This is a genomic window from [Scytonema hofmanni] UTEX 2349 (assembly GCF_000582685.1).
Lineage (GTDB): Bacteria > Cyanobacteriota > Cyanobacteriia > Cyanobacteriales > Nostocaceae > Hassallia > Hassallia hofmanni.
The window spans coordinates 2551854-2565521 of the sequence record NZ_KK073768.1 but is presented as its reverse complement, the minus strand read 5'-3'; the positions used below and the strand labels follow the sequence as shown (position 1 = coordinate 2565521).

10 protein-coding genes are annotated in these 13668 nt (G+C 41.4%); 1 reads left to right on the top strand and 9 read right to left on the bottom strand.

Features of this window, described 5'->3' with window-relative positions; genetic code table 11:
• Positions 1-30 precede the first annotated feature (30 nt).
• From TOL9009_RS0116375 to iscB, 6 genes are all read right to left on the bottom strand, one after another.
• On the bottom strand, positions 31-1314 hold the full coding sequence (locus TOL9009_RS0116375; RefSeq protein ID WP_029633744.1) for an ABC transporter ATP-binding protein: 1284 nt from the start codon (positions 1312-1314) through the stop codon (positions 31-33).
• 84 nt (positions 1315-1398) lie between these two features.
• Positions 1399-2457: a non-hydrolyzing UDP-N-acetylglucosamine 2-epimerase gene (wecB, locus tag TOL9009_RS0116370; protein WP_029633743.1), complete on the bottom strand. Its 1059-nt coding sequence runs from the start codon at positions 2455-2457 to the stop codon at positions 1399-1401.
• Positions 2454-3254, bottom strand: a complete 801-nt coding sequence (locus TOL9009_RS0116365; protein ID WP_029633742.1) for a glycosyltransferase family 2 protein — start codon at positions 3252-3254, stop codon at positions 2454-2456. The genes wecB and TOL9009_RS0116365 overlap by 4 nt, the downstream gene beginning before the upstream one ends.
• A 193-nt stretch (positions 3255-3447) precedes the next feature.
• Positions 3448-4431: a hypothetical protein gene (locus TOL9009_RS0116360; RefSeq protein ID WP_029633741.1), complete on the bottom strand. Its 984-nt coding sequence runs from the start codon at positions 4429-4431 to the stop codon at positions 3448-3450.
• Positions 4432-4701: 270 nt separating this feature from the next.
• Positions 4702-6924, bottom strand: coding sequence for a N,N-dimethylformamidase beta subunit family domain-containing protein (locus tag TOL9009_RS0116355; protein ID WP_029633740.1), 2223 nt, complete (start codon positions 6922-6924; stop codon positions 4702-4704).
• A gap of 269 nt (positions 6925-7193) precedes the next feature.
• Positions 7194-8477, bottom strand: coding sequence for an RNA-guided endonuclease IscB (iscB, locus tag TOL9009_RS0116350; RefSeq protein ID WP_029633739.1), 1284 nt, complete (start codon positions 8475-8477; stop codon positions 7194-7196).
• A 459-nt stretch (positions 8478-8936) separates the two neighbouring features.
• Here iscB and TOL9009_RS0116345 point away from each other — a divergent pair, with 459 nt between their 5' ends.
• The gene (locus TOL9009_RS0116345) at positions 8937-10907 is read left to right on the top strand and encodes an ArnT family glycosyltransferase (protein WP_029633738.1); all 1971 of its coding nucleotides are present in this window, start codon (positions 8937-8939) and stop codon (positions 10905-10907) included.
• Between the two features lie 62 nt (positions 10908-10969).
• On the opposite strand, the gene TOL9009_RS0116340 is transcribed toward TOL9009_RS0116345, so the two are convergent.
• The 3 genes from TOL9009_RS0116340 to TOL9009_RS0116330 form a co-directional block, all read right to left on the bottom strand.
• Complete coding sequence (locus TOL9009_RS0116340; protein WP_029633737.1) at positions 10970-12121, bottom strand: DUF7453 family protein; 1152 nt, start codon at positions 12119-12121, stop codon at positions 10970-10972.
• Between the two features lie 101 nt (positions 12122-12222).
• Positions 12223-13206, bottom strand: coding sequence for an NAD-dependent epimerase/dehydratase family protein (locus TOL9009_RS0116335; protein WP_029633736.1), 984 nt, complete (start codon positions 13204-13206; stop codon positions 12223-12225).
• Positions 13207-13270: 64 nt separating this feature from the next.
• Positions 13271-13627, bottom strand: a complete 357-nt coding sequence (locus TOL9009_RS0116330) for an EamA family transporter (protein ID WP_029633735.1) — start codon at positions 13625-13627, stop codon at positions 13271-13273.
• Positions 13628-13668: the final 41 nt, after the last annotated feature.

Here is a 13668-nt window from a genome sequence, read left to right as displayed (position 1 = left end):
AATTAGCGTCTCAAGCTTGCTAAGAAGAGATTAAAAAGATATCTCAGTAGACCACTGAGCCTTAGTTAAAATTTTGCAGTGATTGGGAAGACCAGGATTACCTGTACCAAAAAAATCACCTCCCTCTACAGTTACAGATGCTGCATCTTCAATCCAATCCAGTAATTCTTGATCTGCATGTGATAAATATATTGACACTCGATAAAAGCTGTTAACTAAAGGTAAGTTGTTGATTCCGCAAATAATATATCCTTTTTCTGGGTCTATAGTTAGATTACTATTTGTAAAATTACTTCTTAGTAAGAGAACTCGAATACCTTTTTCATCAAAGAAATCCAGGCTGACTACAACATTATTGATACGTTCTTTTGTATAATTTAAATAACCTATTTCAAAGTAATAATCTTTCCCTGATTGTAAGGTATTTTCTTCTCTACCTTCCTGATTTAACACTCTAAAACTAGCAGATTTTATATTTCCAGAGCCACTACGATCTTTTCTTTCAATTAAAGGCAATTGAGCAACGTTATAAGATTTATCCAGATAAACCCTGATCGCTTCTTCCGCGTCACTATCTATGTATAAAGTGCCAGATTCCAACAAAATACCGCGAGTGCATAAGTAGCTCACCGTACTCATGTTGTGACTGACAAACAAAACTGTACGTCCTTCTTTACCAACCTCTTCCATTTTCCCCAGGCACTTTTGCTGAAAGCGGATATCTCCCACTGCCAGTACTTCATCTACAATTAAAATTTCTGGTTCTAGATGAGCAGCGACTGCAAAGGCAAGACGCACGTACATTCCAGAGGAATAGCGTTTAACTGGTGTATCTAAAAACTTCTCTACTTCTGCAAAAGCGACAATTTCATCAAACTTCTTGACTATCTCAGCTTTGCCCATGCCCAAAATAGCACCGTTGAGAAAAATATTTTCCCGTCCAGTTAATTCCCCATGAAAACCTGTTCCTACTTCCAACAGACTGGCTACTCGTCCAGAAATGGAAATTCTTCCAGTGGTTGGTTCGGTAATACGGCTCAATATTTTTAATAAAGTTGATTTGCCTGCACCATTACGACCAATAATACCAACGCGATCGCCTTGCTTGATTTCAAAAGAAATATCTTTGAGTGCCCAAAAATCTTCAGATGTTGGTGAGGGGTGTTTATATGTAGAAAAATTCAGTAGTTTGTCACCGAGAGATTTAGCTTTATAAACCAAAGCATCTCTTAAAGTTGAATGTTTCTCTTGCTGTTGATGACCAATAGTATATTTTTTGCTTAGGTTTTCAACCCGAATTACAGTATCTGACACGCTCTCTATCCTTGTCTGAAATTACACTAACGCCCTTGTCTGCTCACCTGTGCAAAAATACCATATATGCTTATTTAGCAATAATTATAAGCTAAGTAGTATTTTAGTAATTTGGGTTGCTGCATCGCCATTTCCATAAAGTTTAGGGCATTCAGATGGTCGCGTGAAGTTGGCAATTGATTCACTTAAAGTTTCCGGTTGTACCAGTTGATTCCAGCCGATATCTACAGTCTCTTTCCACTCAGTTTCATTTCGCAGGGTAAAGCAGGGACGTCCAAAAATATAAGCCTCTTTTTGTATACCTCCAGAATCGGTAATTATACAACGGCAGGCACTTAAGAGTGCTAGCATATCAAGATAACTAACTGGTGGGATCGCTACAATTGAGTCAGTAGCTAGATAATGACTCAATTCCATCTTGGAAATTTGAGCCTGGGTTCGAGGATGGATGGGAAAAACAACCGGAAGATCCAGTTTCGTGAAACTGTCGAGGATATAACTCAGACGGTTGCGATCGTCTGTGTTGCTGGGTCGGTGAACAGTAGCAAGGTAAAATTCATTCAGGCTCAACTGATGCCTTGCGAGAATATCAGATGTTTGTTTTGCTTTAGCCTGATACTGCAAAATAGCATCCATCATTACGTCTCCAACTAAGTGGACTCCTTGAGAAATCCCTTCGTTTTCCAGACATTGAACTGCCAGATTTGTCGGAGCAAAAAGAAGTTGTGCAAGATGATCGGTTACAACCCGATTAACTTCTTCAGGCATTTGCCGATTAAAGCTTCGCAGTCCAGCTTCTATATGCGCTATTGGTATATGCAGTTTTGCAGCAACCAAAGCACCTGCTAATGTTGAATTTGTATCTCCGTAAACGCACATCCAATCAGGTTTATCGTCGAGCAATTCCTCTATTTTCTCCATCATTCTACCTGTCATTGCCCCATGATTCAAGCTATGAATATTTAAGTGATATTGGGGCTGAGGCAAGTCTAAATCTTGAAAAAATATATCGGACATTAACGAATCAAAGTGCTGTCCTGTATGAATAATAATTTCATTTATTCCAGCACGTTTAAAAGCAGAACTGACTACAGATGCTTTAATAAATTGTGGTCTAGCACCCAATATAGTAACGATTTTCATAAGTCATTTTTAGTATAGTTGTAATATTGCCTAACTTTGGGTTTTTTCTCTTGAAACATTTGCCGGACGATCAGCTGACTAATATACTTTAAGTGACTCCAAATAACTCTAGCTACGCGTAACTTCGACTGTCCAAACATCCGACTGCTTAACTCGGCTGGATACTCGACAACCTTATATCCGCGCAACATCGCTTCAGCTAAAATCTCTACAAGACCCAGAAATCCTGGATAAGTAATTGGTATTGTCTCCAGAACTTCACGACGATACGCTCTAAACATACTTGTATAGGTATAGAGCTTTTGTGGCAATACAAGTCTGTAAAGTGGTGACAAACCTTTACTGAGGAACAAACGCCAAGCCGGAACATTTTTTACATGACCTTTGGGATGGTATGGAGATGCCGTGACAATATCAACATCAGCGCGCATCAAATCTAGAACTTCAATTAACTGTTGGGGATCGTAAGTGCAATCACTATCGATTGTGCAAACAATATTATTTACAGAGTACATTAATCCTGTTTGTATGGCTGCGGAGAGACCTTTGTTTTTTGGATGGCGGATTATTTGAGCAATTTGTCCAAAATATTGCTCTAACTTTAAAAAAGTATCGTCTGTACTACCATCGTCAACTAAAATAAGTTCGACTGCCCTAACTAAGCGCAGCTTTGTTAATACTGGCATTAGTTTTTTCTTTAAGGACTCAATTCCTTCAGACTCATTAAAGCAGGGAACTATAATGCTTATCGATTGCCTATTTTCGGTTTTTTCCAACTCTAAAGGTTGTGAATACATATTTTTGCCTCCTAATAGCAAGTTGCGGTCAAATATAGCGAACGTTTAGCATTTTCAAAAACCAAGATCCCCGACTTCTCTAAGAAGTCGGGGATCTGAAAAAGGTCAATTTTCACAAATGAAATAGGATTGCTAAAGATTTGAGCGGTTTACCGCTCACTACGATATTTTACGTTTAATTTTGCCCACTTACTTATGCACGAGCAAAGGCGATCTTATCAGCTGGGAATTTTCTCAGCAGTTTCATTTCTCCACTTTTCAAATCGACACTAAATAGAGAATTGATTTTCTCAAAGGTGGGGTTAGCAAGGGCAAATACTTGACCGGATTTAGCAACCGCTAGGCTGAGTAAATCATTTTCCAAAGGTTTATTGTTATATTTCAATTCCAACAGTGTGATAATTTTTCCTCTACCACTAACGATCGCCTTATTTTCTAAGTCCAACTGTACGAGAGTTGTGGAGCCTTGCGAACTGAGAGCGGTTGCATAAATTGTACCATCTGGACTTAGGGTAAGGTTACTGAGTCGCAGGTTTCCTGGCAGTAAAGGTAGATCGTTACTAGAATTTAATTTGGCGGAGTTGAAGTCAAAATTTACCAAATCAAAAGGCGGAGTGCCTTCATTGAGGCTAACTACACCGATAAAGCTGTTTTCTTTGATTGCTACTAGACTTTCAAGGGTGCCATTTATTCTTCTGAATCCTGATACTCTTAGAGCTCTTTGAGGTCTAGCAGAGTTCCTATCAATAAGTATGATGCGATTAAAATTACCTGTCCTTGTGGATGCAACAGAGACAATAACGAATGAACCACCGGCTAAGGGAGTGAGAGCAGTTAAACGCTCGCTAGGCTCGGTATATAAGGCTTTATTCGCAGTCTCAACAAGCGTATCCCGGTTATTAACACTTATACCCGGAAGTTGAGTTAGCACATCTTTACCGCTCACTAAGTCGGAACTAATTAGGGTTAGTGCTGGTGTAATGTTGACATCAATGAGTTCTGTGATCTTATTAATGCCGATGTTGATAATGTCAGCGCTACTGGGAAAACTCACCCCATAAATAGTTGATTCTGCTTGCTGTGCAACGGTCTTACCTGCGAAGTTGGCGATCGCACTGAAGGCAGCACTGGCGATCGCTATCTGCCCAAATCTTCGTCGTCTGATTCTTAAATTCATTTTCTATCCACTCCTGTGCTGTAGCACTAATTTGCATGAAGGAAGAGGGGTAAAGGGTAAAGGGGAAGGGGGGAAGGAAAGAAATTTTTCGGTACTTTTCCCCCTTTACCCCTCTTGGTCAATTTATAGGACTCATATTTGATTTTTCAAAAGATACGTAGGGTTCGGCTGATTGGGGTGTGGATTTTCCTTCCCCAATAGGGTCTGCTATCGTTAGCGCTTCTGGTATCTTTTCAAAAATCAAACCGGATTGCTATAGGTGTCATATTCTTAAGGGACAATTATCCCTGCTCCTGGAGTCTGAGGTTTAGCTCCCATATCTGCAAAGACGTTGACGGCAATTTGTTTGGCGCGGTTATCTTCTTTGGGTGTGGTGACGCGATCGCTATCTAATCCCCACATCCACTGATTGGAGCCGGTGGAAAATACTTTGGCATTACCAACCGTGTAGCGGACTGCATGAGATACTTGTGTATTAGTACCAGGGGGCAGATCCTCATCCAAAGTAGTTGGGCTAACTGGCGACTGAGCCAGAATCACCAAACCATTTGGACTCGCACCATTGTTGACAATCGAATCCCACTCAAAGCCGATCAGCTGAGTCAATTTGCTACCGTTGGTGAGATTGGTGTTGGCAAAGTAGGAGTCTGAACTATTGGCAATTACAAAATCGTAGCCACTGTAACTATTGGTGCTGCCGTTCGGATCGCCCCAAGTGTAATATAGGTCATTGCGATCGCCTGTGTACATAACTCCGAGCAATGCGTTTTCCGGTCGGTTGTTCTGGGTACTTCTCCACTTGTTTGTCGGCGCAACCGGATCAGTAGTATCTTTGTAACACGCCATGACTCGGTTGGTTTGTCCTCCATTTGAATTCTCAAAGCGCACCCGCCAGTACGCTGTATTGGATGAGAAAAATGCCAAGCTGACTCCAGAATCGCGGGCTTGTTCAACAGCATTGCGTTGTTCTAGCGACCAGTACTCGTCATGACCAACCGATAAAAATACTTTGCGCCCCTGTAATATTTGCGAGTTGGTCTGAAAGTCCATATTTGTAATGTAAGAAACGTCATAACCTTGGGACTCCAACCAACGCACCATATTGCGTTCCCAAAGAGTCATGAGGTTGTAGTGATGCCATTCAAAGGTGGTCATTGACAGGGGGCGATCGCTAGAAACTTTGTATCCTCTTTGCCCGCCGATACTGTTATATCCGTAGGTACTGTAACCACCAGTGTTATTGTATGCAAAGTAAGTAGTAAAGCTGCTTTGGAAGACAATATCTGAGTTTCTGCTGTCATCCCGCACAACAAACCACACCTGTGACTGCTTACCTGTTGACTGTTGTGTTAATTTGGCAATATACAGCCCGGTCGTCCAGTCATTGCCGACAGCAACTGTATAGGAAGTTGACCAGTTCGTAGCTTCATATAACTTGGTAGCTGAGTCTGTAAGTGTCAAGGCAGGTTGGGTGATTCCACTGAGCGATCCGCTGCTAACTATTAGTCGTCCTCCATTACCTTGGTAGTAACCCAAGCGGTAGATATCGATTGTAAATTGTCCAGCCTGTGCCAGGGAAACCTTGATTGGCAGCGAACCGCCTTTATTGACGCTAGTTGCTGTGGCATAGCCGACAATTTCGTTACTAGTAGACTGGTTGGTGATTTTCCAGTTTGTAGTACCCGCTTTTTTGTTTTCTAGATAAATAGGATTGGGGTTCACTGGTTCCGCTAAGGCACTGAAAATAACCGTGCCAATGTTGGAAGCTGTTGCACTCACGGTATTATTTGTTGCAGGAGTTGTTCCCAAGGTCAGCACCGTGCTTGCCTTACCGTTGGCATCAGTTAGGACACTGCTAGGTGAAACAGTTCCTCCGCCATTAGTAACTGTAAAGTTGACTGTAACTCCCACTTGTGGATTGCCAGAACCATCTTTAACTTCGACAACCAATGGGTTGGGTAGCGCAGTTCCGATTGCTCCCTGTTGGTTATCACCACCGACTTTGGTAATACTCGCGAGGACTTCCGCTGCGAATGCAACATCGCGGAAATAGTTGGCAGTCATGAAAAAATTGGTTGGGAAACCATTCGGGTTGCCATACAACCCATTTTGACCGTCAGCAACTGAACTTAAATCTCCATTGACTACTGAGTTTGCTAAACCATAAAAGCCTATGGCGAAATAAGTGTTGGCTGTGTTAACGCTGACTACGTAGGTAGTATTAGCTTGAATGACTAGTGGTGTACTCAAAGCTTGTTCTTGCCAACCTGAGGCTGTCTCGTTGGTATATGTGCAACTTGCTAAGAGAACACCGTTTGCCGTCCAGATTTTGCCAACATGGCTGCCACTCTCGCTCACCGCTTTCCAAAAGCGAATTGCGACAATTTGACCATTCTTGGCACTTCGGAACTTCATTCCCAATTCATATTCCACACCGTCGGTAGCATTTGAGTTGCTTGGCGTTTGATTTGTAAAAACGGTTTGATTTGGCATATCACATAAAGTCAATAGTACAAAAATTTAATTTTCAATAGAAAGATTTTCAGTTTTTTTGCGAAATTTTTGGATAAATATTGAACTAAAAGTAATGTATCAGTTGGTTTTCTTCTATTCATCTAAACCTCCAGGAGACCCCCACCAAAACTGTACTCAGTTTGGTGGCAGGAGGAATGGAGGGGGAATTGCGAAACGTTCCTTGAATGCCTTTGAGCGAATGCGAAAACAATGAGAGGAACAGTTGATTAATTCCCAATTTCTTGGATTTAAATTGCATACGAATAACCATCTTTTGCATGAATACGCTTACAAAATTTGTGAGATATTCCTTGAATCAATCCGTTCTTGGTTGAAATATTGAAACTACCTGACGAACGTATAGCTACTTTTCCAACATACTGACCTACTTTTTTACCAGTGGTGACAACAGATGAAACAATGTCGCCAGTCTCAAAGCCAAAATGTATTTTCTTTCTAGGTACGTGTCTATTTGGAAAACCGAATTTGTCGGTTCTACATGATTGCCTAGACCCGTGACCGTTAGCTGTGATTAACAATGGTTTAATGCCTTTAATCATCAATACTGGCGTTGACTTACCGACACATGCCGCATCGAACCAGTGAGTTTTTTCGAGCATTTGTTGACTGCGATTAAATTTAGTTAAACCACCAGAACCAGTTTCTACTGGTAGTACAGTTGATTTTAAGGTTTGAAGCAATGCCCATCTAGTTGTATTTACTGCTGCTGCATCTGCCAATGGTTTTTTAGCTTGTGCCAAAATTTTTGTTAGCTTAGATGGATCTTTTTTGAGAAAATCCTTGATATCCTTAGTTCCTTTCTTGGTGTTACATTTTTCGCAACTTAGGGTGAGATTTGATATAGAATTACTGCCGCCTTTTGCTCTGGGATGAATATGTTCAACCTGAAAAGGAACGTCTTTAACTCCGCAATAAGCGCATTGTCTGCCCCATTTCTCAAGTAAATATTCTCTCGTTTCGTAGCCTTGCAAAGTGCCTTGCTGATACTCCTCACCCTGAATGTTTGGGTTAGACATTAGTTGCATATCAAACCTGACTAATTCCTGGCTGATTGCTGTGATTGGTGCAAATCGACGTAACTTATCAACAAGCGTTTTGATATTATCAACCCGACTTTGCAAGCTAGGTGCTAACCATCCCTCTGGGCGGGTGCGGTTTAAGAACCTGGGTTTCCTATAACGAGTTTTTCTAGCGCGTCTACTCCGTCTTAACTGCCGTCTAGAGGTCAAAGCGTTATGAATTGAAAAGCCTCTATGCTTCAACTCAGCCGCAAATACAACTTCTCCACTTGCATCGTTAACTAACGCAATTCCGGTGTGTTTTGCACCAGGGTCAATCTTCAATCGCAGTGACGATACCGGGGAGTCAGGACGCGACTCTTTCAGGATAATGGTAAACGGAAACTGTCTAAATACTGCTGCTTTTTTGTTTCTTAATAACTGTCTAGCCTGTGCAGAGTGAATCGGGTCTAACGGTCGCTTGTTTTGGTCGATAACAAATATTTTGGACATAAGTCCCTCCTTTCGGGTAAAGTTAGCCTGGACAATGATTTAAAGGCTTTTTACGCTAACAGCACGCGATCTAACCCATTACACCTGTTTAACTGTTAACCTCAGAGCTACAAACTGGCTGCGTATTCGTAGGTGAGATGACCTGAAAATCGTAGTACGCAAAATACTTAGTCGGGTAAACTCTGGGCTTTAAAGCCCCCACCATATTGCTCTTAGCAATTGGTGGTGGGTAGTTTACTTGTGAAGTTTATATTCAATAAATACCAAGATTGTTTAAGACATAACTTGGTTATATTGCTAATACATGCAATTATTTGATAAATAATTAAAACACATACATGACCTACCTCTCTGTGTTGCTCAAACAAACTTGACAATACAAACATCTCATTAATTTATTTTTTTACAACCAGCTATTTGCTGTGTATTTTTGTCCCAATCAAAGAGATAAGAAAAAATATGATATATCCTGCTGACTCTGGCGTGCCAATTGTTAAAAAGCATCAGAACAGAAATGTTATACAAGGCGAACCGTGGTTATTTGTTGTACTAGTTTGTTTTATCCTGCTGGCGTTTGTCAGTTGGGGCAAATTAGCACATCCGATATTTGATACCGGGCAAGAAGCCGAAATAACCGCTCGTCTGCTGGCGGGTGAATTAATATACCGCGACCTGCAAAATTATTACGGACCTCTCCCTTACTACATGAATGCTTTTGCGCTGCTGTTGTTTGGGCATCAGTTAGAAGTTTTTTACGCAGTTGGTTTGGTCTTGGGGTTGGCAGTAACCTTACTGGCTTATCAATTGGCTCTTCGGCTGACCAATAAGCCTTGGGCAGCACTCTGCACAATCTGCGTGTTGATATACTGTGCTTTCGTTCCAGGAGGGTTGTTTAATCTGATTGTTCCTTATAGTTACGGTACCCTCTATGGGACGATGTTCTGCTTGCTGGCTTTTACTGCTGTTGACCGCTACGGGCATACTGGCAAAACCAGATGGCTGGTAACAGCTGCGATCGCCTGTGGATTAGCAGGACTTTCCAAACAGGAATACGGAGTATCTGGGCTGGTGGGTGTATTGGTTGGTGCAAGTCTGTGCTCTCCCAGAAATCTTAAGGTCGGCGTAGGACGTAGCATCCTGATAATTTTTGTAGTCAGTATCTGCGTGTTAATACCACTCACTTTCCTTGCCCACCAAGTTACCTGGGAGACCCTACAAACTTCAATGGTGCCAGTTTCTAAGTCTCAGATTCTTACCAAAAGTGGAGTTCTGGATGCTTCCGCTGGTAAAACCCTGGATATCTGGAGAAATACTTTCAACATTTTTATAGCTACTTCAATGGTGATTTGGGTAGCACTGGCAGTTGCTGGGTGGCTTTCTAGACGCGAATGGATACGGAATAAGCGATACAAGATACTAGTTGAAGCAATTGTCAGTATCGCTTTCTCTTTATTAGGTTTGGTTTTGTTGCGAATCAACATTTGGGAGAATGCTTCTAAAATTGGTTTAGTTGCTTTGCTAGTAGTTTGCGTTGCTTCTATAGCTACTCGCTGGCTTTCTAGACGCGAGTCGATACCCAGTTCTCGATGGGTGAGGTTTGCAGTCAAGTGGCTTGTGGTTCTATGTTTTGGATTTTTATGGTTTTTAATAGCGCGTCGGTTGGCTTGCTGCTCTGATGTTATTTTCCACCCTTTGGGGAATATGGCTTGGCTTTTACCGTTATTGGTGGCATGGTTTGTTTTGAGTTGGCGGGAGTTAATTCAGCACCGACATGCACCTCTAATGTATGCCTTGCTCGCTTTCTCTATGTTGCTCAACGCTCGCTTTTTGTTCTATATCGGTTTTTATGGAATTTATGCTGTAACAGCATTAATACTGTTTTTCACGTTTTTATACAATTTGGCTGAAAAAACTGATTTGCCAATCTGGAGGTTTTTATTGATTTGCTTGCTGATTGGTGGTGGTATGAACTTGGTGGAGTTAGGACAGTATCGCTATGCAGTGCGATCGCCTCAAGGAACTATTTACACTAAATATGCTGACCTTGCTGTTGCCTTCAACCAAACTATTAAATATATCAACGCTTCTAAAGCCAAATCTGTACTGCTAGTACCCGCAGGAGCCAGTTTAAATTTTCTTACCCGAACTCACTCACCCAGTCAAGAAACTATCTTTCTTCCAGGGATTGTTCCTACTCCAGATGCAGAGCGGGAGTTTATCGATCGCATGAAAAATAAACCTCCTGAACTCATAGTCTACGTAGATGTTCCTTTTTGGTGGCTTCAACCAGGCTATCAAACTTACGCCGAGTTCAACCCCCTGATTGACCAATGGATTACCAAAGAACATCAGTTGGTTTACTCATCACCTCAAATTCTAGGTTTTGGAAATGGCAAAGAGTGGACGATAAATATCTATGCCAGTAAATGATCAATTAGACATCTGGTAGAAAATACGTAGAGAGGTTCCACTGGAACGTCTTTCCACTGGCACTAATCGCGCTTGCGTCCTAAAACTGTACCCAACGCACCTACTGTCAACAAACCCAACGCCAAACCTGGTTCTGGAACAGAATTAGTTGGCTCTTGATAATCCGAGTCTGCGCGGAATACCCCAGTTCTACCATCTGCAAGTTTGGCATAGAAGGCAAACTGGTTCTTATCGTTTAACCCGCGATTGGAAAAATAAAGGTCTGTTACTGTCGAGCCAAACAGAGAATCACCCAAAGCAATGACTTTATCAGTTACCGGGTTTACTCCAGTGTAAATACCCAAACCCCCTCCCTTGAGGACACCTTTAAAAGCTACAGTACCCTGATTGTTAATTGCAGGGTTCTCGAAGAAGTCAAAAACACTGCTGTTGTCAGCTATTTTGGTCAGAGTTTGACCGTCACTAGTATAAATGCCTTCACCTGCTAAATTTTTCAGAACACCCTTAAAGGCTACTGTGCCTGCATTGTTAATGGCGGGGTTGAACAAAAAGTCAAACTCTCCATTAGTGTCAGCAATGGTGGTCGTATTTCCATTATTAACTGTGTATATACCACGACCCGTTGCTTTCAGTTCGGCTGTGAAAGCGACGGTGCCTGTGTTATTAATTGCGATTCCCTCAAAACGGCTATAGGGATTGGTGTCACTGCTATCGGCGATAGTGGTGTTGATTCCGTCGTAATTAGTTAAGACGGCACGAATTCCCTGATCTAAGATTTGCGAGAAGGCTACAATACCTTTACTATTTATGGCGAGATCGCCTAAACCAGCAGCAACTCTGCTGTTGGCAATGGGAACAGTGTTTTCACTAGTATAAATGCCAACAGTTCCTTCATCCAAAACAGCTTTAAAGGCGACAAGACCTGTATCAGCGATCGCCGGGGGAAAAAATGAGCTAAACTGACCGCTCCTGTCAGCAATCAGACTCGTGTTCTCCCCACTACCAATGTAGATGCCACTTCCCCCCGCATCTAGATCGGCAGAGAAGGTAATAGTGCCGTCGTTGTTGATCGCAGGGAAGAAACCGAACTTACTAAAAAGGTCGTTGCTGTCAGCGATTTTAGTGTAAGTCAAAGCAAAGCCCTCACTCGTAACTAGCAAGCTCAGAGCAAGACCAACTGCGGTAGCCAATGAGAATCGTTTTATTGCAATCATAGACCATTGCGACTCCTTAAATCTACAAATTGTTAATTTTGCCCCCCATTCATCAGTATGATCTCAGAAGCGATCGCTTTTTCCCAACGCTTCTCAATCATTTACACACAAGCTCTAATAGTGCGATGCCATGCAATAGTTTTAGACAGTCCTTCTTCTAAACTTACTTGTGCCTTAACACCAAGAATTTGTTCGCAAAGAGTGCTATCAGGAACACGCCGCATCACATCTTCGTATTTTTTACCTGTAAAAGATTCATAGGGAACAAATTTTACCTTAAGTTCTCCAGGAGTGTTGCTCAGGCGTTTGATAGTTTTAGCTAAATCAAGAATGGTAATTTCGCGATCGCTGCCAATATTGAAAATTTCGCCATTAGCTTCTGGTTTAATCGTCGCAGCATAAATACCTGCTACAGTATCGCTCACATAAGTAAAACTGCGGGTTTGCAGTCCATCACCATGAATGGAAATTTCACCATCGTTTAATATTTGTTCAATAAAAACTGATTGCGGTCCACCCCACCAAGATAAGTGATGGCGCGGTCCGTAGGAACCAAAAAATCGGAGGATAACTACTGGAAAACCATAGCTTTCTTGGTAAGCAAAGGCTAAGTGTTCGTCAAATAGTTTGGATACTGCATAACTCCAACGAGCTACTTTAGATGAGCCAATAACTGAGTTGCTGTCTTCCCTAAAAGGAAGTTTTGGGTTGCGTCCATATACGTCGGAAGTAGAAGCCAATACGCATTTACAATTCAGTGTTCTTGCTAATTCTAAAACGTTTTCTGTACCTTGATAGTTAATTTTGAGCGTATCAATAGCTTTGCCGTAACGAGGAATTTTGAAAGCAGCAAGATGAACGATACAATCAATATCATTTTCTAAGTTTTCAAATGTGCTTTTTTCCGTTACATCTTTTTGGAGAAATTGAAAGGCTTTGTTGGTTAAATTTTCGGCGATATTTTCCAATTTTCCCATTGAAAGGTTATCTATACCAATCACCTCATGACCAGATGCCAATAGCTTGTCTAGCAAGTGTGAGCCAAGGAAACCAGCAACTCCTGTAACCAAAATTTTTTGAGCCATAACCCTGTAACTTTATTTTTATAAAATTCTAGTTCAAAGCGAAATTTACGATAGCAAAACTAAATTATGTTTGCACAACCAGAACGATTCCACCTACAATAATGCCTATTCCGAACCACTGGCTAAATACAACCTTTTCTTGAAGAAAATAATGAGATGCCAATGGCACAAAAGCGTAGGTTAGTCCTAAGAATGGATACGCTTGATTTAGAGGAACAGCCCGCAGTACTAATAGCCACATAACAGTCATGACTGTATAGCAGATAAACCAAATCCAGAAATAGAGAGAAAATAAGATATTTAGCACTGACATGGTTTTCTTATCAGAACTAGATCCTTTTAATGCATATTTCAACGATAGTTGAGCAATGGTTCCCAGTACAACCACTAGCATTAATATAAGCCAATAATTTAGGCTCATTTTTACTTCCTTAAAAATCAGTTATTTAGCTTTTCCAAATT